This window comes from Acrocarpospora catenulata, from assembly GCF_018476525.1.
In the GTDB taxonomy this organism is placed as follows: Bacteria; Actinomycetota; Actinomycetes; order Streptosporangiales; family Streptosporangiaceae; genus Acrocarpospora; species Acrocarpospora catenulata.
Genome location: NZ_JAHCST010000084.1, coordinates 1 through 22217 on the forward strand (window position 1 = coordinate 1; position 22217 = coordinate 22217).

19 protein-coding genes are annotated in these 22217 nt (G+C 70.0%); 7 read left to right on the top strand and 12 right to left on the bottom strand.

What is annotated here, in order from left to right:
* Positions 1–271: 271 nt before the first annotated feature.
* The 5 genes from KIP79_RS42465 to mfd form a co-directional block, all read right to left on the bottom strand.
* Entirely contained in the window at positions 272–676 is a 405-nt protein-coding gene (locus KIP79_RS42465) for an FtsB family cell division protein (protein WP_214110722.1), read from the bottom strand.
* Between the two features lie 63 nt (positions 677–739).
* Complete coding sequence (gene eno / locus KIP79_RS42470) at positions 740–2017, bottom strand: phosphopyruvate hydratase (protein WP_214110723.1); 1278 nt, start codon at positions 2015–2017, stop codon at positions 740–742.
* A 58-nt stretch (positions 2018–2075) separates the two neighbouring features.
* Positions 2076–3020 (bottom strand): nucleoside triphosphate pyrophosphohydrolase, encoded by a 945-nt coding sequence (locus KIP79_RS42475; protein WP_214110724.1) that lies wholly within the window; start codon positions 3018–3020, stop codon positions 2076–2078.
* Positions 3020–3646, bottom strand: coding sequence for a SurA N-terminal domain-containing protein (locus KIP79_RS42480; RefSeq protein WP_214110725.1), 627 nt, complete (start codon positions 3644–3646; stop codon positions 3020–3022). Before KIP79_RS42480 ends, KIP79_RS42475 begins: the two co-directional genes overlap by 1 nt.
* Before the next feature lie 37 nt (positions 3647–3683).
* A complete protein-coding gene (mfd, locus tag KIP79_RS42485) occupies positions 3684–7196 on the bottom strand; it encodes a transcription-repair coupling factor (RefSeq protein WP_214110726.1) in 3513 nt (1170 codons plus the stop codon).
* 181 nt (positions 7197–7377) lie between these two features.
* Here mfd and KIP79_RS42490 point away from each other — a divergent pair, with 181 nt between their 5' ends.
* On the top strand, positions 7378–8103 hold the full coding sequence (locus KIP79_RS42490) for a class I SAM-dependent methyltransferase (RefSeq protein ID WP_214110727.1): 726 nt from the start codon (positions 7378–7380) through the stop codon (positions 8101–8103).
* 9 nt (positions 8104–8112) lie between these two features.
* Here KIP79_RS42490 and KIP79_RS42495 read toward each other — a convergent pair whose 3' ends face one another.
* Both KIP79_RS42495 and KIP79_RS42500 read right to left on the bottom strand, forming a co-directional pair.
* Complete coding sequence (locus tag KIP79_RS42495; RefSeq protein ID WP_214110728.1) at positions 8113–9261, bottom strand: WD40 repeat domain-containing protein; 1149 nt, start codon at positions 9259–9261, stop codon at positions 8113–8115.
* Positions 9258–9764, bottom strand: a complete 507-nt coding sequence (locus KIP79_RS42500; protein WP_214110729.1) for a SigE family RNA polymerase sigma factor — start codon at positions 9762–9764, stop codon at positions 9258–9260. The genes KIP79_RS42495 and KIP79_RS42500 overlap by 4 nt, the downstream gene beginning before the upstream one ends.
* 74 nt (positions 9765–9838) lie before the next feature.
* On the opposite strand from KIP79_RS42500, the gene cysC reads away from it, so the two are divergent.
* Complete coding sequence (gene cysC, locus KIP79_RS42505) at positions 9839–11068, top strand: adenylyl-sulfate kinase (RefSeq protein ID WP_214110730.1); 1230 nt, start codon at positions 9839–9841, stop codon at positions 11066–11068.
* On the top strand, positions 11065–11940 hold the full coding sequence (locus KIP79_RS42510) for a sulfite exporter TauE/SafE family protein (protein WP_214110731.1): 876 nt from the start codon (positions 11065–11067) through the stop codon (positions 11938–11940). Before cysC ends, KIP79_RS42510 begins: the two co-directional genes overlap by 4 nt.
* Positions 11941–11943: 3 nt before the next feature.
* Here KIP79_RS42510 and KIP79_RS42515 read toward each other — a convergent pair whose 3' ends face one another.
* The 5 genes from KIP79_RS42515 to KIP79_RS42535 form a co-directional block, all read right to left on the bottom strand.
* A complete protein-coding gene (locus tag KIP79_RS42515; protein WP_214110732.1) occupies positions 11944–14370 on the bottom strand; it encodes a tetratricopeptide repeat protein in 2427 nt (808 codons plus the stop codon).
* Positions 14371–14454: 84 nt separating this feature from the next.
* Positions 14455–15261, bottom strand: a complete 807-nt coding sequence (locus KIP79_RS42520) for an ABC transporter permease (protein ID WP_214110733.1) — start codon at positions 15259–15261, stop codon at positions 14455–14457.
* A 1-nt stretch (position 15262) separates the two neighbouring features.
* Positions 15263–16051 carry an ABC transporter permease gene (locus KIP79_RS42525; RefSeq protein ID WP_214110734.1) on the bottom strand — a complete coding sequence of 263 codons (789 nt, stop codon included), beginning with the start codon at positions 16049–16051 and terminating at the stop codon, positions 15263–15265.
* Positions 16051–17022, bottom strand: a complete 972-nt coding sequence (locus KIP79_RS42530; protein ID WP_214110735.1) for an ABC transporter ATP-binding protein — start codon at positions 17020–17022, stop codon at positions 16051–16053. Before KIP79_RS42530 ends, KIP79_RS42525 begins: the two co-directional genes overlap by 1 nt.
* Positions 17023–17135: 113 nt before the next feature.
* Complete coding sequence (locus tag KIP79_RS42535; protein ID WP_214110736.1) at positions 17136–18212, bottom strand: glycoside hydrolase family 26 protein; 1077 nt, start codon at positions 18210–18212, stop codon at positions 17136–17138.
* 197 nt (positions 18213–18409) lie between these two features.
* Here KIP79_RS42535 and KIP79_RS42540 point away from each other — a divergent pair, with 197 nt between their 5' ends.
* The 4 genes from KIP79_RS42540 to KIP79_RS42555 are packed head-to-tail and all read left to right on the top strand — an operon-like array spanning position 18410 to position 22189.
* Entirely contained in the window at positions 18410–19201 is a 792-nt protein-coding gene (locus tag KIP79_RS42540; protein WP_214110737.1) for a Wzz/FepE/Etk N-terminal domain-containing protein, read from the top strand.
* The gene (locus KIP79_RS42545) at positions 19198–20454 is read left to right on the top strand and encodes a hypothetical protein (RefSeq protein WP_214110738.1); all 1257 of its coding nucleotides are present in this window, start codon (positions 19198–19200) and stop codon (positions 20452–20454) included. The genes KIP79_RS42540 and KIP79_RS42545 overlap by 4 nt, the downstream gene beginning before the upstream one ends.
* Positions 20451–21341 (top strand): protein kinase family protein, encoded by an 891-nt coding sequence (locus tag KIP79_RS42550; protein WP_214110739.1) that lies wholly within the window; start codon positions 20451–20453, stop codon positions 21339–21341. Before KIP79_RS42545 ends, KIP79_RS42550 begins: the two co-directional genes overlap by 4 nt.
* The gene (locus tag KIP79_RS42555) at positions 21338–22189 is read left to right on the top strand and encodes a sulfotransferase family protein (protein ID WP_372453754.1); all 852 of its coding nucleotides are present in this window, start codon (positions 21338–21340) and stop codon (positions 22187–22189) included. The genes KIP79_RS42550 and KIP79_RS42555 overlap by 4 nt, the downstream gene beginning before the upstream one ends.
* The last annotated feature ends 28 nt before the right edge of the window (positions 22190–22217 follow it).

Below are 22217 nucleotides of genomic sequence, written 5' to 3' on the forward strand. Positions count from 1 at the left end.
CCACCCACCCACCCTCGTGACCCTCCGGGTCCGGGCCCGGCTGCCGCCGGGGCGGCGACAACCGCTGGGCGCATGGGAGTTGGTTGCCGTGGTTCTCCCACCCGCTCTGTCTGGCCTTCGGCCGGGCCCGGCTCCGCAGGGCGGGCCTTTTCGACGCTCACTCGACCGCCAACGCCTATAAGCCGCAATCAATGCCCACCGCGCCACAACTGCAAATCGGAAACCAACGCCCGCAAGGCCGCCGCCGGCCACGAGTTGGCAGGGCCAAGGCTCACTTGGCGCTCTCCGCGATCTTCTTGGTTTCGCCATTGTCGGCTGCCTCGACGGACTCCCAGAGGGTGACGTACCAAGGGGCCTTGCCCGTGACCTCGGGGCCGGTTTGGGCCTTGCCCTGGGAGGGGGCGGTGAGGACGCCGTAGCACTTGGCGCCGGGCTCGCAGAAGTGGAGTTTCTCCTTGGCCTGGCGTTTGACGTAGTCGGGGTCCTCGAGACGCTTGCGTTGCTCTTCGAGGGCGCGCAGGTCGCCTAGGGCCTTGGCTTGTTGTTGTTCCAGTTGGGCGATCTGGCGGCGTTGGGCGATGAACTCGCGTACGGGGTAGGCGAGGCTCATCGCGATCGCGCAGACGACGACGGCCAGGATGGCCGCTCTGCCGGTCAGTTGCGGGCGTTTCGCCATCAATCCCCCTCAGCCGGTTCCGGTACGGCTCGCGCCATAAAGGCGCGAGCCGTACCGCAAAACTTAGCCCTGGAAGCGGGGGAAAGCCGCGCGACCCGCGTAGCGGGCGGCGTCGTCGAGGAGTTCCTCGATGCGGAGCAGCTGGTTGTACTTGGCCACCCGGTCGGAGCGGGCGGGGGCGCCGGTCTTGATCTGGCCGCAGTTGGTGGCGACGGCCAGGTCGGCGATGGTGACGTCCTCGGTCTCGCCGGAGCGGTGGCTCATCATGCAGCGGTAGCCGCTGCGGTGGGCCAGGTCCACCGCGTCCAGGGTCTCGGTCAGGGTGCCGATCTGGTTGACCTTGACGAGGAGGGCGTTGGCGGTGTTCTCGGCGATGCCGCGGGCCAGGCGCTTGGGGTTGGTGACGAACAGGTCGTCCCCGACCAGCTGGACCTTGGTGCCGAGGGCCTCGGTCATGGCGTGCCAGCCCGCCCAGTCCTCCTCGTTCAGCGGGTCCTCGATGGAGACCAGCGGGTAGTTGGCGACCAGGTCGGAGTAGAAGGCGATCAGCTCGTCGGAGCCGATGCCCTTACCGTCGATCGTGTAGACGCCGCCGGAGTGGAACTCGGAGGCGGCCACGTCAAGCGCGAGGGCGATGTCCTCGGCGGGGCGGTAGCCGGCCTTCTCGATGGCGACCAGGATGAGGTCCAGCGCGTCACGGTTGCTGGGCAGGTTGGGGGCGAAGCCGCCCTCGTCGCCCAGGCCGGTGGCGTAGCCCTTCTCCTTCAGGACGGACTTGAGCGCGTGGTAGGTCTCGGTGCCCATGCGGAGCGCGTCCGAGAAGGTCTCGGCGCCGATCGGCGCGATCATGAACTCCTGGATGTCCACGTTGGTGTCGGCGTGCGCGCCGCCGTTCAGGATGTTCATCATCGGGACCGGGAGCACGTGCGCGTTGGGACCCCCGACGTACCGGAACAGGCGCAGGTCGGAGGACTCGGCCGCCGCCTTGGCCACGGCCAGGGAGACGCCCAGGATGGCGTTGGCGCCCAGGCGGGCCTTGTTGGGCGTGCCGTCCAGGTCGATCATCGTCTGGTCGATGATGCGCTGCTCCTCGGCCTCGATGCCGAGGATCTCGTCCTGGATCTCGTCGGTGACCGCGAGCACGGCCTTCTCGACGCTCTTGCCGTTGTAGCGGGAACCGCCGTCGCGCAGCTCGACCGCCTCGAACTGGCCGGTGGACGCGCCGCTCGGCACCGCCGCGCGACCCAGGCTGCCGTCCTCCAGCAGGACTTCCACCTCGACTGTGGGGTTACCCCGTGAATCGAGGATCTCGCGTGCGTGTACGGCCTCGATAGCAGCCACGAAGCACTCCTTGAATGGAAGGAATCGAAGACACTTTGCGACAAGAGCCTACCGAGGGCTACTCCTCGGTAACCGCATCTTGTCCATCTGTCGAGACACGTGTCACCGCGTCCCGGAACGAGCGCGCCACCGCCCGCAGTTCGGCCTCCGGGTCAAGGCCCTGGGCGCGCGCCTCGCGGACCAGGTCGAACAGGCGCAGGCCCAGATCGGAGCCGGACGGCCGGAGGTCGGCGTGCGCGCCGGCCCGGCGGAGCAGCTGGGCGGCCAGGGAGAGCGCGGGCTGGCCCATCGGCACCCCGCTCAGCGGGGAGCCGGACCCCTTGGCGGCCCGCTCGGCCTTCTTGATCGCCTCCCAGTTGGCGTTGACCTCGTCGGCGTCGGCGACGGTGACGTCCCCGAAGACGTGCGGGTGGCGCCGGACCAGCTTGTCGACGATGCCCTCGGCGACGTCGTCGATGTCGAAGCCGTCCTCCCGCTCCTGGGCGACCCTGGCGTGGAAGACCACCTGGAAGAACAGGTCGCCCAGTTCCTCCTGAAGGGCGGCGTAGTCGCCGGCCTCGATGGTCTCCAGGACCTCGTACGCCTCCTCCAGCAGGTACGGCACCAGCGACTCGTGGGTCTGCTTGCCGTCCCAGGGGCATTTGCGCCGGAGCTGGTCCATGACGCCCACCATGTCCAGCAACCGCGCGCCGGGCAGATCGTACGACCCGGGCACGACCTCGATCTCGGGCGGCTCGGGAAGCGCCAGCGCGGCGTGCCCGACGGCTCGCATGAAGTCCTCGTCCCCGGACGGAGAGGCCAGCCAGACCAGCGTCTCCCCCACGGCCTCAGCGGCAATCCCCGGCGCATCCGCCCGAATCTCGACATTTCGGGAAATGAACGGGAGTAGGGGGTGGTCGGCGGACCCGGCAAGCAGCCGCCCGCTCGCCAGCACCTCCCAGGCGCGCCCGCTCAGCAGACCGGGCGCGACCCGCGGCGAGGTGGTGACGATGATCAGGGGCATCAGCCGGCCGGCGCCGCGGCGACCTCGTCGGAGGCGGCGGTGGAGGCAGTGGAGCCGATCTTGCCGAACTTGGTGTCCTGCACCCAGCCCACGCTCGGATCGAAGTCACCGTAGCGGGGGTTGATCTCGACCTTGACCTTGTCGGCCTCGACGGCCAGCTTCTGCTGGCCGGCGGTCGCGGCGGCCTCGTCGGTGCCGCCACCCAGCTGGGCGATCATCTTCTGCGCGCCGATCGAGGCCCGCAGCCACTCCCGCACCATGGTCGGCGGCACACCCCGGCCGAGCAGCGCCGAGTTCACGGCGGCGTCGCCGCCCTGCTGGGCCATGAAGGCATCGATCTCACCCTCGCTGACGAACACCCCGTTGTTCTGCGCGACCTTGATGAACTGGCGCACGTTGACGAGCTGGAGCAGCACCGCCTGCGGCACGGTGCCGGGCAGCCGGGTCTGGTCGACCGGCATCTTGGCGGCCTCCAGCGCGGACTGGAACTCCTGCACGTAGTTGTCCAGCTGCTGGGTGCTGATGCGCTGGTCGCCGATGGTGGCGGCGGCGCCGACCTGGACCGGGCTGCAGGCGGTCACCGCCGCGCAGGCCAGGGCCGCCGCGGCCAGTAGAACACGCTTCACGATTCGATCCTCCGGGGTGATGGACTACGTCACCCTATCAACGGGACCCACTGGTGCCCGAAACGCGCATGGGCTCCAGGAACATGGCCTCCACCAGGTCCCCGCACCACTTGAGCAGTTCCAGGTCGCGCAGCGGCTGCCCGCCGATCGGCCTGGTCTTGGGCACCGGCACCAGCAGGGTCTCGGTGGCCTGCTTGACCAGGGCCTTCGGATAGAGCCGCTGAAGCCGTACGGTCTGCGAATCTTTCAGAACGACCGGGGCGAACTTGATGTTGGTCCCCATCAGTTGCACATCGGTCAGCCCGGCCTTCCTGGCCCTGATCCGGAACCTGGCCACCTCCAGCAGGTTGTCCACCTCGGTGGGGAGCCTGCCGTACCGGTCGGTGAGCTCGTCGCGAACGGCGGTGATGTCCTCCTCGGAGGAGATGGCGGCGATCCGCTTGTAGGCCTCCAGCCGGAGCCGCTCGCTGGTCACGTAGTCGTGCGGGATGTGGGCGTTGATGGGCAGCTCGACCTTGACGTCCGGCTGCTCGACGACGGTCTCCCCGGAGAGCTTGCGCTTCTGCTCCTGGACAGCTTCCGCCATCATCCGCACGTACAGGTCGAAACCGACGCCCTGGATGTGGCCGGACTGCTCGGCGCCCAGGATGTTGCCGGCGCCCCGGATCTCCAGGTCCTTCATCGCCACGTACATGCCGGCGCCCATCTCGGTGTGCTGGGCGATGGTGGCCAGCCGCTCGTGGGCGGTCTCGGTGAGCGGGTTCTCCGGCGGGTAGAGGAAGTAGGCGTAGCCGCGCTCGCGGCCCCGGCCGACCCGGCCCCGGAGCTGGTGGAGCTGGCTGAGGCCGTAGTTGTCGGCCCGGTCCACGATGAGGGTGTTGGCGTTGGGCACGTCCAGGCCCGACTCCACGATCGTGGTGGAGACCAGCACGTCGAAGTCGCGCTCCCAGAAGCCGACCATGATGCGTTCCAGCTGCTGCTCGTTCATCTGGCCGTGCGCGACCGCGATGCGCGCCTCGGGGACCAGCTCGTGCAGCCGGGCGGCCACCTTGTCGATGCTGCGCACCCGGTTGTGCACGAAGAACACCTGGCCGTCGCGCATCAGCTCGCGCCGGATGGCCGCCGCGATCTGCTTCTCGTCGTACGGGCCGACGAAGGTGAGGATCGGGTGGCGCTCCTCCGGCGGGGTGAGGATGGTGGACATCTCCCGGATGCCGGTCAGGCCCATCTCCAGGGTGCGCGGGATGGGGGTGGCCGACATGGCCAGCACGTCCACCTGGGTGCGCAGGTGCTTCATCTGCTCCTTGTGCTCGACCCCGAAGCGCTGCTCCTCGTCCACGATGATCAGCCCGAGGTCCTTGAACCTGACCTCGGGCGAGAAGAGCCGGTGGGTGCCGATCACCACGTCCACGCCGCCGGTCTTGAGGCCCTCCATGGTCTCCTTGACCTCGGCGTCGGTCTGAAAGCGGGAGACCGGGCGGACCACGACCGGGAAGTTGGCGAAGCGTTCCCCGAAGGTGGACAGGTGCTGCTGGACCAGCAGGGTGGTGGGCACCAGCACGGCCACCTGCTTGCCGTCCTGGACCGCCTTGAAGGCGGCGCGGACCGCGATCTCGGTCTTGCCATAGCCGACGTCGCCGCAGATCAGCCGGTCCATCGGGATCGCGCGTTCCATGTCCCGCTTGACCTCGTCGATGGCTTCCAGCTGGTCGGCGGTCTCCGCGTACGGGAAGGCGTCCTCCATCTCGCGCTGCCACGGGGAGTCGGCGGCGAACGGGTGGCCCGGGGAGGCCATGCGGGCCGAGTAGAGGCGGATGAGTTCCCCGGCGATCTCCTTGACCGCCTTTTTCGCGCGGGTCTTGGCCTTGGCCCAGTCGGCGCCGCCCATGCGGTTGAGGGTGGGCGACTCGCCGCCGACGTAGCGGGTGACCTCATCCAGCTGGTCGGTGGGGACGTAGAGGCGGTCGCCCTTGGCGTACTCGATGACCAGGTACTCCCGGGTGGCGCCCTGCACGGTGCGCTGGACCATCTCGATGTAGCGGCCGACGCCGTGCTGCTCGTGCACCACGTGGTCGCCGATCTTGAGCTGGAGCGGGTCGACCATGTTCCTGCGGCGGCTGGGCAGGCGGCGCATGTCCTTGGTGCTGGCCTTCTGGCCGACCAGGTCCAGGTGGGTGAGCACGGCCAGCCACGGGGTGACGAAGCCGTGCTCCAGGCGGCCGGTGGTGACGTGGACGACGCTCCGCTCCGGCGGGCCGGTGAGGGCGGGCACCAGGCGGGCGGGCACGTCGACGCCCTTGAGCAGCTCGACCATGCGCTCGGCCGGGCCATGGCCCTCGCTGAGCAGCACCACCGAACGGCCGGAGCCGAGCCAGCCCTTGATGTCGGCCAGCGCCCGCTGGGTGTCCCCCCGGTACGCCTCGACGTCGGCGGCGGCCAGCTCCTGGCCGTCGCCGAAGGGCGCGATGCTCCACCAGGGCTGGCCGAGCTCCCCGGCGTGCGTGCGGACCTCCTCCAGGGTGCGGAAGGCGGCGGCGTCCAGGTCGATGGGGGCCTCGCCACCGGCGGCGGCGGTGATCCAGGACGCCTCCAGGAACTCCTGGCTGGTGCGGACCAGCTCCACCGCGCGGCCCCGGATGCGCTCGGGGTCGCAGACCAGCACGGCCGAGCCGATGTTGAGGTGGTCGAGCAGCAGGTCCATGCCCCCGGCCAGCACGGGCGCGAACGCCTCCATGCCCTCCACGGGCACGCCCTCGGCCAGCTGGTCGAGGATCTCCTTCAGCGCCGGGTGGGCCTCGGCCAGCTCGCGGGCCCGCTCCCGCACCTCGGCGGTGAGCAGCAGTTCCCGGCAGGGGGCGGCGAACAGGCCGTCCTGGGCGACCTCAAGGGAGCGCTGGTCGGCCACCCTGAACCAGCGGATCTCCTCCACGGTGTCACCCCAGAACTCCAGCCGGAGGGGGTGCTCCTCGGTGGGCGGGAAGACGTCGAGCAGGCCGCCGCGGACCGCCACCTCGCCGCGCTTCTCCACCATGTCGACCCGGTGGTAGCCGTTCTCCACCAGACCGGCGACCACGTCCTCCAGCTCGGCGTCGTCCCCGGCGCGCAGCCGTACGGGCTGGAGGTCGCCCAGGCCCGCCACGATGGGCTGCAGCACCGCGCGGACGGGAGCCACCACGACCTGGAGCGGGCCCGCCGAGAGGTCGCCCTGGACGGGGTGGGCTAGGCGGCGGAGCACGGCCAGGCGCTGGCCGACCGTGTCGCTGCGCGGAGAGAGGCGCTCGTGCGGCAGGGTCTCCCAGGCGGGGAAGATCGCGACCCGGTTCTCCGGGAGCAGGCTGGTGAGCGCGGCGGCCAGGTCCTCGGCCTCGCGGCCGGTGGCGGTGATCGCGAGCACCGGCCGGGAGCGGGCCAACGCCGCCACCGCGAACGGGCGCAGGGCCGACGGCGCGATCAGATCGACGCCGACCGTCTTGTTCTCCAGCGCCTCGGTGAGCCCGGGGTCGGAGACGACCACATCGAGCAGGCCGGAGAGGGTACTGGTTTCGGACATCGCCTGTTGGCCCCCACATGTGTGCACCGCCGCGCCGGCCGTGTCGATGGCAGCACGAACATCCCGGAACCACTCTGGGACCGGGGGTATTGACACCAGGCTACTTCCCCCGGGCCCGGCACTGTGCGAGTCGGGGCGGAAACCCCGATGAATGAGTAATCGATTGACTACTCTTCGTGACATGTCTGAGGTGCGAATGACGGCCGCGGGCGAGGCGTTCAGCCAGCGGATCCGCGAGCAGTGGAACGAGCAGCTGGGGCGCCAGCTCGACATCCTGGTCGCCGGCTGCGGCCGCGGCACCCCTCTGGAGCTGGACCGGGTCACCGCCCGGGTGACGGGGGTGGACGAGGACCGGCCGGTGTTGCGGGCGGCCACGGAGGAGCGGTCCGATCTGGACTCCTGGGCACTGGGGGACCTGCGGTCGGTGCCGATGCTGCCCCGGTCGTACGACGTGGCGTGCGTGGAGTTCCTGCTTGAGCGCATTCCGCACGCGGAGCTGGTGCTGGACCGGATCGTGAACGGGCTGCGGCCGGGCGGCCTGCTGCTCATCCGGATACGGGACCGGGATTCGGCGTACGGCCTGTGCGCGCGGCTCGTCCCCGGTTGGGTACGGCGGCTCGTCTGGCGGTCCTTCGCCCCGGAGGGCGCGGTCGGGCCCCTCCCGGCGGTCTACGAGGCGGTGACCTCCCGGGAGGGAATGCACGCCTACTGCATGATGCGCGGCCTGATGGTCGCCGAGGAGCACGCGATGACCAGCGGCCCGGCCCGGCTGGGGCCACGCGGCGGCCTGGTGTCCGGGGTCTGCCGGATGATCGGGCGGCTGTCCCGGGGGCGCCGCACGGCCGCCCACGACGAGATCACCCTGGTCATCCGGAAACCCCAGCACCATTTCACCCGGCTGCTCTGAGCGTGCGCCTCATCTGAGCGTGAACAGCGGGTACCAGATCTCCCCCTGGGAGGTGACCTGGCGGTCGGCCGACAGCCGGACCTTCTCCCCGCCGTCCACGCTCATCAGGTAGTAGGCGAGGTCGCCGCCGAGCTTGCAGGACTTCTGGCAGGTGCTGACGACCAGATGGTCGTCGTCCGCCCAGGCGAGCAACTCCAGCGCCGGCAGCCGGCTGACCACCCGTCCGGTCCGCAGATCGGTCAGGAACGCGTCGCCGTGCGGCTCGTCCGGGGCGGTGCCGTTGGCGATCAGCCTTCCGTCCGGTGAGACGCCCGCCGCCTGGACGGTGTTCACCCAGCCGGGCGGCGTGGGCTGCCGGTTGCCCTCCTGGTCGTAGAAGACCCGCCCCGGGCGGGTGATCTGCGGTTCCCAGATGAGCGCGCCGTCGTCGCTCCAGCCGAAGTCACGGCGGCTGGTCATGCCCTCGGCGGAGTCGTGGTCGCCCGCCGTGAGCGGGTGGAAGTCGACCTCTCCGGTGGCCACGTCCACGAAGGCGTATCCGGTCCTGCCGGCGTCCACGGGGAGCCGCGCGTCAGGATCGCGGGAATAGGTGGTGACCAGCAGGCGGGCGCCGTCCGGCGACCAGACGACGGCCCCGGCCGGTTCCGGCAGCTCGATCCACCGGCTCACCTTGTTCGAAGTGGCCAGGTCGACGAGGCCGACCCTCCTGACGGGTAGCCCCCGCTCCAGCACGGCCGCCGTCCGCAGGCCGGGGGCGACGTCCACCCAGGCCCAGTCCGTCCGCTCGTAACGGCCCGATACCGGGTTGTACACGTGCCACCTCCGCCCGGGCCGCCCGGGAACCTCCAGGTAGTAGGCCGAGAGGGCGACCCGCTTGGCGGCGATCAGGCGCGCCGGGGGGTCGGTCCGGGTGTCGGTCCTGATGTCGGTCGGGGCCGGGCTCGCGACGGTGTCCAGCCCGGCGGGCCCCGCGACGGGCCGGATCACGCCCGGCACGACGATCGCCGTGACCAGCGCCGCCGCCGCGGCCACCGCGGTCAGCAGCGGACGGAAACGACGCCGCCGCCGGGCCAGTGCCCGCTCGGCCAGGTCGTCCGGTACGCGGGCCTGTTCCGACCAGCCCCGGAGGGTCTCCTTGAGCAGGGTCTCCTCGTTCATGGGGTCACCTCCGCGAGCCTGAGTTCGGTGGCCAGGGCACGCAGCCGGGCCAGCGACCGGTGGGCGGTGCTCCGTACCGTGCCGACGGAGCAGCCCATGATGCGGGCCACCTCGTCCTCCGGCAGGTCCTCGTAGTAGCGCAGCACCAGGATCGCCCGCTGCCGCGCGGTCAGCCTGGTCAGCGCCTGCCGCAGGGCCAGCCGCAGGTCCACCGCGCCGCTCGGGTCCGCCATCGGCCGGTCCGGCGGCACGGCCATCGCCGTCTCCCTGCGCCGCCAAGCCAGCCGCCAGGCGCTGATCTGCTGGTGGTACATGGCCTTCCTGACGTACGCCTCCGGATCGTCGATCCGGGCCCACCGGGTCGCGACTTTGGCCAGGCAGATCTGGACCAGGTCTTCCGCCGTGTGCTGGTCGCCTCCGGTGAGGAGGTAGCCCAGCGCCATCAGGGCGGGCCCCCGCGCCGCCACGAAGTCGCGGAACCTCCGTTCGCCCTCAGCATCCACGCCGCCTCCTCGTCCAGCTAATGTCAGCCTTCTAGACGTCCCTGGACTGCCGCCGCTATGCCTAGGAAATACCTATGAGTGATGCCCCCGAGATCGAGTGGACCCCCGACGCCCGTGAACTCGCCGACCTGGAACTGCTGCTGTCCGGCGCGTTCAGCCCGCTGACCGGGTTTCTCGGGGCGGCCGACGTGGCCGCGGTGCTGGCGCGGGGGCAGTTGGCGGACGGTACGCCGTGGCCCGATCCGATCACGATCGCGCTGCCGGAGGAAGCCGGGGTGGGGTCGCGGGTGACCCTGACCGACCCGGAGGGCGCGGCGCTGGCCGTCTTGACCGTGGCCGAGCGGGACGGGCACCACGCGTCCGGTCTGGTGGAGCCGGTGGGCGCCCCTGTTTACGGGCCGTTCGCCCGGTTGCGCCGTACGCCTGCCGAGGTGCGCAAGGACCTGCCCGAGGAGGTGCTCGGCGTCACCCTTCGCGGTCCCCTCGACTCGACCGCCCTGGCCGAGGTGGCCGCCACCGCCGAGGAGCTCGACGCCACCGTGCTGCTACTCCCCCTCGTGTACGGCGAGTCCGGGCCCGCCGTGGTCCGCGCCGCGCTGAAAGCCTCCGCCGAGCTGCCCGGGTCGACCGTGGTGGCCGTGCCGCTGGCCCCCCGCGAGGATCCCGAGATCGACCTGGAACTGCGCGAGCACGTGGCCACCGCCTACGGCGCCACCGAGCACTACGCGGGCCCGGCCCCGATCAGCATCCCCGGGCCCCCGCACCGCCGCGGCCTGGTCGTCTTCTTCACCGGCCTGTCCGGCTCCGGCAAGTCCACGGTGGCCCGAGGGCTACGGGACGCGCTGCTGGAACGCGGCGGGCGCACGGTCACCTACCTGGACGGGGACGTGGTCCGCCGGCTGCTCTCCAAGGGCCTGACCTTCTCCCGGGAGGACCGGGACCTCAACATCCGGCGCATCGGCTACGTGGCCGCCGAGGTGGCCCGGCACGGTGGGCTGGCCATCTGCGCGCCGATCGCCCCCTACGCCGACACCCGGTTCGAGGTCCGCGAGATGGTGGAGTCGGTCGGGGCCGACTTCCTGCTCGTGCACGTCTCCACCCCGCTCGAAGAGTGCGAGCGCCGCGACCGCAAGGGGCTGTACGCCAAAGCGCGGGCCGGCCTCATCCCCGAGTTCACCGGGATCTCAGCACCCTACGAGGAACCCGACGACGCGGACCTCGAACTGGACACCACCGGCATGTCCGTGGACCGCGCGGTCGCCACCGTGCTCAACCACCTGGTCACCGGGGGCTGGGTGCGATGAGCGTGCTCGACCCGGCCCTGGTGGCCGGCTCCTTCTTCGTCGCGATCATCGTCGGGTTGACCGGCATGGGCGGTGGCGCCCTGATGACACCGATGATGATGCTGTTCTTCAACGTGCCCCCACTGGCCGCCGTCTCCAGCGACCTGGTCGCCTCAGCCGTGATGAAACCGGTCGGCGGCCTGGTCCACCTGCGCCGGGGCACGGTGCACCTACCGCTCGTGGGCTGGCTCTGCGTCGGCTCCGTCCCGGCCGCCTTCGCCGGAGTCCTGATCATGCGAGCCCTCGGCGACGTCCAGGAGGTCGTCAAGTACGCCCTCGGAATCGCCCTCCTGCTGGCCGTGGCCGGACTGGTGGGCAAGGCCCTACTCGGGAGGCGGTCCACAAAGGTCGACGAATCTATTCACTTGCGCCCAATCCCGACCGTACTGATCGGTATGGTCGGCGGCGTAATCGTCGGCATGACCTCAGTAGGCTCAGGCTCCCTCATCATCGTGATGCTCCTGGTCGTCTACCCGATGATCAGCGCCAACCAACTGGTAGGCACCGACCTGCTCCAAGCCGTCCCCCTGGTCATGTCCGCCGCCTTCGGCCACCTCCTCTTCGGCGACTTCCAACTGGACCTGACCGCCTCCCTCCTCCTCGGCTCCATCCCCGGCGTCTACCTGGGCGCCCGAATCTCCTCCTGGGCCCCCGGCCACGTCATCCGCCCCATCCTCGCCGTCGTCCTGTTCGCCTCCGCCCTGAAACTCCTCGGCGTGAGCAACACGGCCCTGCTGTGGTGGGTGGCGGGCTTCATCGCCGCCGGCGCGGCCGGCTGGCTGGCCGTCGCCCGCATGATCAAGCCGTCCACCGAGGTCAGCGCAGACACCTGACGATCAGCGCGAAGGCTTTCCAAGTGTGGACAGGCTCTTTCGGACGGTCTTGGTTATCGGGTGATCGCCGCCTAGCACCCGCTCACAGTTGGCCAGAGTCTGCACATACAAGGGGATGGCCCGGCCCAGATCCCCCGCCGCCCGGTAGGCGCAGGCCAGGTTGTAACGGGAGGTCAGGGTGTCCGGGTGATCGCCACCCAGCACCCGCTCCTGCTCGGCCAGAGTCTGCTCGAACAGGGAAATGGCCCGGCCCAGATCCCCCGTCGTCCGGTAAGCGTGGGCGAGGTTATTGCGGGAGGTCAGGGTGGAGGGGTGGTCATCGCCCAGCACCCGCTCCATCTCGGCCAGAGTCTGCTCGAACAAGGAAATGGCCCGGCCCAGATCCCCCGCCGCCTCGTAGGCGGAAGCCAGGTTGTTACGGGAGGTCAGGGTGGAGGGGTGGTCATCGCCCAGCACCCGCTCCATCTCGGCCAGAGTCTGCTCGAACAAGGAAATGGCCCGGCCCAGATCCCCCGCCGCCCGGTAGGCGGAAGCCAGGTTGTTACGGGAGGTCAGGGTGGAGGGGTGGTCATCGCCCAGCACCCGCTCCATCTCGGCCAGAGTCTGCTCGAACAAGGAAATGGCCCGGCCCAGATCCCCCGCCGCCCGGTAGGCGGAAGCCAGGTTGTTACGGGAGGTCAGGGTGGAGGGGTGGTCATCGCCCAGCACCCGCTCCATCTCGGCCAGAGTCTGCTCGAACAAGGAAATGGCCCGGCCCAGATCCCCCGCCGTCCGATAAGCGTAGGCCAGGTTGTTACGGGAACCCAAGGTGTCCGGGTGATCGCCACCCAGCAGCCGCTCCCGCTCGGCCAGAGTCTGCTCATACAGGGGGATGGCCCGGCCCAGATCCCCCGCCTCCCAATAGGCGTAGGCCAGGCTGTTACGGGAACTCAGGGTGTCCGGGTGATCACCACCCAGCAGCCGCTCCCGCTCGCCCAGAATCTGCTCATACAGGGGGATGGCGCGCGGCAGGTCAGCCAGATTGGTCAGGTAATGGGCGCACCAGGTCCGTAGTCCAAGCAGGTAGGCGGACGGTTCGTCGAGTTCGGTGGTGGTGAGGGTGTGCAGTGCGGTGGTCTGTTCAAGCAACATTTCCACCGCAGGACGGGCAGCCCAGGTGGCGGCCCCGTGGGGGATCTCATAGTTGAAGCGGGCTAGCAGGGCGATGGCGTCGGCGACGATGTCGGGCAGTCGGTTGTCGTGCTGATCGCTGGTCTCGGTATCGGGCTGGGGGGTATGGCGAGCGCGTTCGCGTAGGACCCGCTGGATGAGGCGGTGTATCCCGATGGTGGTGCCGTCCTCGCTGAAGGTGATCAGGGAGGTGTCGGCCAGGTCGGCCAGGAGCCGGTCCAGGTCTGAGGTCTGGGCCGGGTCGGGGGTCATCGTGCCGTACAGGATCGGTCGGGGGACGCCGGCAGGGGACAGGACCGCCAGCAGTTCCAGCAACTGGCCCGCGCCGGGGATGGTGTCTTCGGCCTGGGTGAGCGACAGCAGGATCGCCTCGGCGGTCCCGGCCGGGTAGCCGTCGCCCGACTCCGGTAAGTGCTCGTGCAGGGGGAAGTCGCGTAGCAGGGTCAGGTAGGCGGGGTAGGAGAGGTGGCGGCGGGCGATCAGTGCGGCTGCCTGGCCCAGTGCCAGCGGTAGATAGCCCAGTTCCTCAGCTACATTCTCGGCGCCTGGGTCGGTGCGGCCGGTGCGCTGGTGCAGGAAGGTGATGGCCTGGTCGGGGGTGAACACGCTGACCTCGACCGGGTGGAACAGGGTGTGGAAGGCGCGGTTGCGGGTGGTGATCACGATTCGGGTGGCGCCGGTGGCCGGGCACCAGGGGCGGACTGTGTCGAGGTCGGTGGCGTTGTCGAACACCAGCAGGCCCGGTTGGGCTGAGGCGGCCAGCCAGGCGCGGGCTTTGGTGGCGGAGGTACGGGCATCCTCGTCGGGATCGGGCAGGTTCAGGCGGCGGGCGAGCGCGGCCAGTCCGGTCACGATCTGGTCTTCGGTTTGGGCGGTGATCCAGGCCACCAGCGGCCATCCGGCTTGCTGGCAGGTCCAGGCGTAGGAGGCGGCCAGCATCGTCTTGCCTACCCCGGGGGTTCCGGTGACCGCGTCCACCACCGCCGCGCCCGTGCGGCTGATCCGCTCGTGCAACCGTTCCAGCAGGTCCTCGCGCAGCTGGAACGCCCGGGGCTGCTGCGGGATGTCTCCCTCGACGATCTGCTCCCGCACTGGTGGCGGCTCAGCGGTGCCGATGGTCACGTTTGCGGCGGTCTGGATCTGCACGAGGTTGCCGTACACGGTGGTGTTGGTGACCATCTGGCTGCCCGCCGGTGGACTGCCGTCACCCTGCCCACTGGTCCCATGCCCGTCTGGACTGCTGGGCTTCGGCGCCGCCATGTCTCCATGCTGGCTATCCGACCCCTCCTCGGCAGCCGATCACGGGAAATAGCAACCAAACCGCCACACCTACCGACATCTAGCTCACGCGCTGGCCCCCGCGTACGAGCGCAGGGCGATGCGCCATAGCAGGGACGAGAGCACCAAGCCGATCACCGCGACGGCCATGGCGATGCCCGCTCCCGCCAGCGACAGGCGGCTCAGGAGGGCCAGGGCGGGCAGGGTGGTCAGTAGCGCGACCGGCAGGACGAAAGTGAAGAGCCGGGCCACGAAACCGCCGTAGAAGTCAACCGGGAAGCGGCCCACCTCGAAGACGGCGGTGATGAGGTCGTCGAGGCCGTCGGCCTGTACGGTCCAGACGAGCAGGGAGAGCAGGGTCAGGCCCAGGGCGTACACGATCAGTACTGCCGCGATGAGCGTGACTGCGAAGAGCAGCAGCAAGGCCACGCCTGGCGGGCCGTTGTACAGGATCGCGCCCGTCACGGCCGTTGCCAGGCCGAGCACGAGGTCTGGCCACAGGACCGGGTTGAAGCGGCGGAGGCTGACCAGGAACTGGGGGCTGGCCGGTTTGAGGAGTAGGTAGTCGAGGGTGCCCAGTCTGATGTGCTCGGCCATCTGGCGTAGGTTCGGTGAGACCAGGAACTGTCGTAGGCCGTTCATCAGGAAGAACATGCCCAGTACGGTGAGCGCCTCGGGGAACGTCCAGTCCAGGATGGTGTCCGTAAAACGGTAGAACAGTGCGACTCCGAGGATGGCCCAGGCGAGCCAGTAGAGGGTCATGACCAGTCCGGCCAGGAAGTCGGCCCGGTAGGCGATCTCGGCTCGTACCGAGTCGCGGTGGAACACGCGGAGCATGCGCAGGTAGTCGCGGGTGCGGCGGAGGTTTCGCATGTCACGACCCCACGGCGTCGTAGCGGCGCAGGCCGGCCCGCCACAGTACGCGGTAGAGCACCAGGAAGATCAGGATCCAGACGGCGGCGACGCCGAGCAGGCGCAGGGCCTCGGCCGCCGGAAGCTCGCCGATGAGGGCGTGTACGGGGGTGGCCAGCGTGGCCGCGAACGGGGACAGTTCGGCGACCGATCTGAGCCCTTCGGGAAGCGTGGCCAGCGGTGCGATCCAGCCGCTGAGGAAGAAGCCCACTCCCCACCAGAGCATGTAGATCCGGCCCACCTGGGTGAGCCAGAAGGCGAGCATGCTGATGGCGGAGGCCATCAGGAATTTCAGCGCGAAGGCGGCCAGCACCGCCAGCACGGCCAGCGCCGCCTCGGCCACCGAGCCCGGCCGCCGGAAGCCCGGCACCACGACCAGGAGCACGACGAGCGCGGCCACCCCGACGGACCCGGCCAGGGCCCGGCGGCACAACTCCTGGCAGAGCAGGTGATGGACGGGGTCACGCGGGCGCAGCAGCCGCGCGTTCAGGCCGCCCAGCCGGATCTCACGGTCCCAGATGTAGGCCACCCAGACGGTGGTGAGCTGGTTGACGACCGCGGTGACCACGTAGTACGCGACGAAGTACTCGGCGTCGAGACCGGCCGGGCTGGTCTGCCGGGAGACGGTGAGCCACACGCCCAGCATGACGAACGGGAACACGGTGCTGAGCAGGTAGACGACCAGCCCGGCGCGGAAGGCCATGGCCTCCCGCCAGGAGACCACCAGCAGCCCGCGATAGGTCTGCCACATCAGGAACGCGCCGCCTTTGTGATCTTCTTGCGGAGCACGTCCTCCAGTGGCGGGCCGGCGATGGCGATGTCCCTGACCGGGTAGTGGTTGAGGATGTGCGCGGCCAGCGCGCTCGCCTCGTCGCGCGGCGCCCGGATCACGATGGTCGTACCGTCCTGGCGCAGCGCGTCCACGCCGGGGATCACCACCGGCTCGGCGGTGGCGAGCTGGACGGTCAGCACGCGTTCCTCGTCCTCGACGCCGACCAGTTCGGTCAGCGTGCCGTCGTAGGCGATCCGGCCGCTGCCGATGATCATCACCCGGGACGCGAGCGTGGTGATGTCGTCCAGGTAGTGGCTGGTGAGCAGCACCGTCGCGCCGTGCCGTGCCACGTAGTCCCGGACGAAGGAGCGGACCGCGTCCTGGGCGTCGAAGTCCAGGCCCAGGGTGGGCTCGTCCAGGAAGAGCACGGCCGGGCGGTGCAGCATGGCGGCGGCCAGTTCGCAGCGGGCGCGCTCGCCCAGGCTGAGCTGGCGTACGGGCTTGCGCAGCACCGGACCGAGGGCCAGCAGCTCGGTCAGCTCCTCGACCGCGGCCTGGAACTCCGCCTTGCCGAGGCCGTAGATGGCCTGGTTGGCCAGGAAGCTGTCCCAGGTCGGCAGGTCCCAGAGCAGCTGGTTGCGCTGGCCCATGACCAGGGTGATCCGCCGGAGCAGGTCGCGGTGGCGGTGGTGCGGCGTGTGCCCGAGCACCTCAACCGTCCCGGAAGTGGGATGCAGCACCCCGGACAGGCATTTCAGCACGGTGGTCTTGCCCGCTCCGTTCGGACCCACGAAGCCGACGATCTCACCGGCTTCGAGCGAGAAGGAGACCCCCGCCACGGCCGGCACGGTCGTCATCGGCGACCGTAACAGCCGCCGCAGACCGCGTTGTTCGGATGAGACCCGCACCCGGTAGTGGCGGGTCAATTCCCGCACGGTGATGACCGGCATCGCTCCCCCGGTTCCTGTCGACGCCTTTGTCCCGATCTTCCGGACATGACAACGTGACTTCGGGGATGAAATCAACCCATTTATTGCAGGGCCTCGCGCGGCTGGTTCCCGGGCTATCCGGCGGGGACTTTCGTCACCGAGAAATGGGAATCGGTGGCGAGGGCGGTGAAGGCGGTCGCGGCGGCCGGGGTGGTGTCGAAGCGGGTGTCGCCGCGTGGGGCCCAGGGGGAGTCGAAGTAGACCAGGGCCTTGATCTGGGGGTAGGCGCGGATCTGGGCGCGTACCGAGCGGTAGAAGTCGGGCTTGAAGCGGGGATGGTCCTGGCGTTCGAAGGCTCCCCACTCGGCGACCATGATGGGCTTGGCGGGGAAGCGGGACTGTGCCCAGCGGTAGAAACCCGGCCATTCCGGGTGGTCGGGGCGGGTCTTGTCGACCAGGCCGGCGAAGTCGGCGACCCGCCCGTCCGCGTACGGATCCAGACCGATCCAGTCGACCACGTCGTCACCGGGGTAGAGCCGCTCGAACCAGGGCTTGGACGACCAGTTCGGGGCGCCCATGTACGTCATGACAGTGACCGCGTTCCGTACGCCCTGGGCCCGCAGCCGGGTGACCACGTGCCGGAACATGTTCGCGTAGTCCTCGGCGGAGCGGCCGGGGGCGGCGGCGACGTCGTCCTCCGGCTCGTGGTGGATGGTGAGGAAGAACCGGCCGGGGAAGGTGCGCAGGATGTACGCCGCCAGGGCGTCGATGCGCCGGTCCACGGCGCCGGACGCGATCTCCGCCCAGGTGTGGCGGAGGGACGGCTTCCAGTTGATCAGCAGTAGCCGGGGGCCGGCGGCCAGGGCACGCTCCTCGGGGGTCGGGAAGAGCTCGCCGCCCCGGTGGTAGACGTGCACGATGTCGGCGGGCCGGCCCATGCGCTCCTCCGTGCGGGCCACGGCGCGGGACGGCCGGTGGCCGGTGAAGACCTCCGGGGCGACGCCCCACCAGGCGCCGCAGGTGGGGATGAGCTTGGCGGTGACCACGCAGTCGTGGGCGAGCGGATGCCCGGGTGGGCTGAAGCGGGGGCGGGGGTTGGCCGACGTCGTTGAACCGGAATTTCCGGAAATGCCGGACGCGGCCGCGCAGCCGGTGAGCAGCGCGGCCGAGCCGATGGCCGCCACCCGCTTGACGTTGAACGTGACGCGCATGCGTTCACCTTTCCATCAATGCCAGGGAGCGGGGGGCGTTCTTTCTCATATCACATGAGCCGACATGTCCGTTGAACGACGGTTATTGTCACGTGATTCGACGACAGAAAATCTTCAATATTCGGTGGGGGAATCTTCAGCCGCGCCTATAGTTCGTAGTCCTTTCACCGATCCGCCGTCCCGTCACGAGGTCCTTGATGAGCCTGTCGCCGCACAGCCGCGATCTCGCCGAGTACCTGGGGGTGTTCCGGCGGCGGTGGTTGTCGCTGCTGTTCTGCCTGGTCGCGTGGCTGGCGGCGGGAGCCGGGGCGGTGTTCCTGCTGCCGTCGGCGTACACGTCGGCGGCCGAGGTGCAGGTGGTGGCCAGCGGGGTCGCCGAACCGGGCAATCTGGTGACGCAGCGGCAGCGGGAATCCCTCAATCTGGATACCGAGGCGCAGATCGTTCAATCGTCGGTGGTTGCCACCCAAGCCGCCCAGACCCTGAATTATCCGGATGTGGAGGGGTTGCGGGATAGGGTCCGGGTCGATGTTCCCCCGAATTCCGGAATTCTCCGGATTTCGTTTACGGCACCGGATGCGGCGTCGGCCGCAGCGGGGGCGCAGGCGTTCGCGGAGGCGTACCTGAAACACCGCGCCGCCGCCGCGACGGAAACGCTTTCTGTGCAGATGAACGCGTTGATCGCGAAACTCCGCCAGGTCAACGCCTCGCTCACCAAGGCCGCTGGCGAGGTGGCCACGCTCCCCCGGGCCTCGGCCGCGCGCAGCCTCGCCCTCCACCAGCAGTCCATGCTGGCCCGCCAGGCGACCACCCTCGCCCTCCGGTACGACACCCTCAAAACCACCCCGATCACCCCCGGCACGGTGATCAGCCCCGCCCGTCCCCCGGCCACCACGAGCTCTCCCCGCCCGCCGATCTACCTCGGTGGCGCGCTCTTCCTCGGCCTGCTGACCGGCGTCGTCCTCGCCTTCGCCCGGGAGTCCAGGTGAGGGCGGTCTGGCCGATCTGGGCGCTGCTGGTGGGATATCCGGTCTGGTGGGCGCTGGGGTTCGGGGGGCTGGCGGTCGTCGTGGTGGCCGTTCCCATGGGCTTGGTGCTGTGGCGGCGGCGGCCGATCCGGGTCCCGAAGGGGTTCGGATGGTGGGCGCTGCTGATCGTGGGGTACCTGCTGAGCGCGCTCACCCTCGGCGAGTCGCCCGAAGGCACGTACGGGGAGTTCGGCGGCGGCCGGGTGGCCGGGTACCTGATGCGGCTGACCGTCTATCTGGCGCTGCTGGTCATGGTGCTCTACCTGGGCAACCTCACCCGGGACGAACTCCCGCAGCTCCGGCTGGTCCGGATGCTCGGCGCGCTCTTCCTGACCACGGTCGCGGGCGGGCTGCTCGGGGTGCTGGCGCCGACGTTCGCGTTCACCTCGCCGGTCGAGCGGGTGCTGCCGGGCTGGCTCGCCACGCACCCGTTCGTCACCAACCTCATCCATCCGACGGCGGCCCAGATCCAGTACGTGCTGGGCCACGCCCTGCCCCGGCCGGAGGCGCCGTACGAATGGGCCAACGCCTGGGGCAGCAACCTGTCCGTGCTGGTCATCTGGTTCGTGGTCGGCTGGTGGGCGTACGGGGGGCCGCTGCGCAAGGCGCTGCTGGCCGTGGTGCTGGCGGTGGCGGCGGTTCCGGTCGTGTACTCGCTCAACCGGGGGCTGTGGATCGGGCTGGGCTTCTCCCTGGCGTACCTGGCGGTGCGGGGACGGCGGCTCCTGCCGGCCGGGCTCGCGGTGGCGGCGGGGGCGGTCCTCGCGTTCAGCCCGCTCGGCGGCCTGGTCACCCAGCGCCTGGACAATCCGCACAGCAACGACATCCGGGCGTTCACCGTGACCGCGACCGTCCGGGCCGCCGCGAGCTCGCCGGTCATCGGGTACGGGAACACCCGGTACGCCTACGGCAGCCACCGCACCATCACCACCGGCCGGACGGACTGGTGCCGCGAGTGCGGCCATCCCCCGCTGGGCAGCGACGGGCAGCTCTGGCTGCTGATAATCACCCAGGGGTTCGCGGGGGCAGCGCTCTACGTCGTGTTCTTCGCGGGAGCCGTACGCCGGTACTGGACTGATCGTTCGCCGATCGGGCAGGCGGGTGTGCTGGTGATGCTGCTGGCGCTGTTCTACATGGTCATCTACGACGGCATGATCACCGCACTCAGCCTGTACCTGATCTCGTTCGCGCTGCTGTGGCGGAACGCCACATGAGCGACGCCCGCCTCCGCCTCCGCTACCTCGAAGAGGTGATCACTTTGCTCTTCCCGCCCGACCTCCGCACCTCGGCCCGTACCCTGCTGCCGCACCGTCTGGTCCCCCGGCGGCTGGTCCCCCGCGCCCGCTGGCACGTGGGAGGACGCCTGCTGGTCGGCGACGGTCCCGACACCATCGAAACCCACCTGAGCACGGTGTTCGGGCGGCGGGTACACACGGTGGTGCGGGTGCGCCCGGCCCGGCGGGCCAACCGCAAACCCGTCCTGGAGGCGTACGGGACGAGCGGGCTGCTCGGGTTCGTCAAGATCGGGGACAGCGACCGGGCGCGGCGGCTGGTCCGGCACGAGGCGGCGACCCTGCGCGGGCTGCCCGAACTGCGCACGGTGGTGGCGCCGGAAGTGCTCCATCACGGCAGCTGGCGCGGGCTGGACGTGCTGGTGTTGTCCCCGCTTCCGATCACCACCGCGGGGATCGCGCCCGGGACGCTCGTCTCGGCGGTCGCGGAGATCGCGGCGCTGCATCCGTCCGGGGCCTGGCACGGGGACTTCTCGCCGTGGAACCTGGCGGCGGGCGCGGACGGGCGGCTGCTGGTCTGGGACTGGGAGCGTTTCGGCACCGAAGTGCCGACCGGGTTCGACGCGCTGCACCACTTCTTCCAGTCGGCGCTGCGGCGGATGCGCCCGCCGGTGGCCGCGCAGGCGTGTGTCGCCCAGGCGGGGCGGGTGCTGGAGCCGTTCGGGTACGCGACGGGAGCGGCCCGGCTGGTCGCCGCGCGCTACCTGATCACGCTCGCCGATCGCTACTCCGCCGACGGGCACCAGCCGCTGGGCGACCCCGTGACCTGGCTCAACCCTGTTCTGGATCATCTGGAGGTGCTGCCGTGAGCGCTCTGAAGACCACCGCCCACGCGGTGTCCATCACCGCCGGGCGGCTGACCGGACGCCGGCGCATGTTGCCGTCCTTTCTGATCATCGGCGCCCAGCGTTGCGGGACGACGTCCCTGTATCGGGCGTTGGCGCAGCATCCGCTGATGGTCAAGCCGGTGCTCCGGAAGGGCGTGCACTACTTCGACATGGCCTACGACCGGGGCTTGTCGTGGTACCGGGCGCATTTTCCGTTACGCGCGACGGCCGCCAGGCTGGAGCACCGGTACGGCTGCCGCCCGCTGGCCTTCGAATCCTCGCCCTACTACCTGTTCCATCCGCTGGCGGTTTCCCGGATCGCCTGGGATCTGCCGGGGGTGAAGCTGATCGTACTGGTACGGGATCCGGTGGAGCGCGCCTATTCGGCCCACGCGCACGAGTTGGCGCGGGGGTTCGAGACGGAGGCGTCGTTCGAGCGGGCCATCGACCTGGAGGAGGAGCGCCTGGCGGGGGCCGCCGAGCGGATGCGGAGCGATCCCGGTTATGTCAGTCACGCCCATCGGCACCAGGCGTACCTGTCGCGGGGGCGGTACGCCGAGCAGTTGGCGCGGCTGGATCTGCTGGTCGGGCCGGAGCGGCTGCTCGTGCTCGACAGCGGTCACTTCTTCGCCGAACCCGAGCCGGCCTATGAGCGGGTGCTCAGGTTCCTCGGTCTGCCCCAGCTGGGCAACCCGGTGTTCGAACGCCACAATGCCCGTCCCCGAGCGGAGATGCCCGACTCCCTCCGCCGCCGCTTGTCCGACTATTTCCTGACGTGGGATGCCCTCCTCCAGCCGTGGCTCGGGGGAACGCCGTCATGGCGGCATTGATCCCCCCGGGCGGTCGGACGGCTGGTGA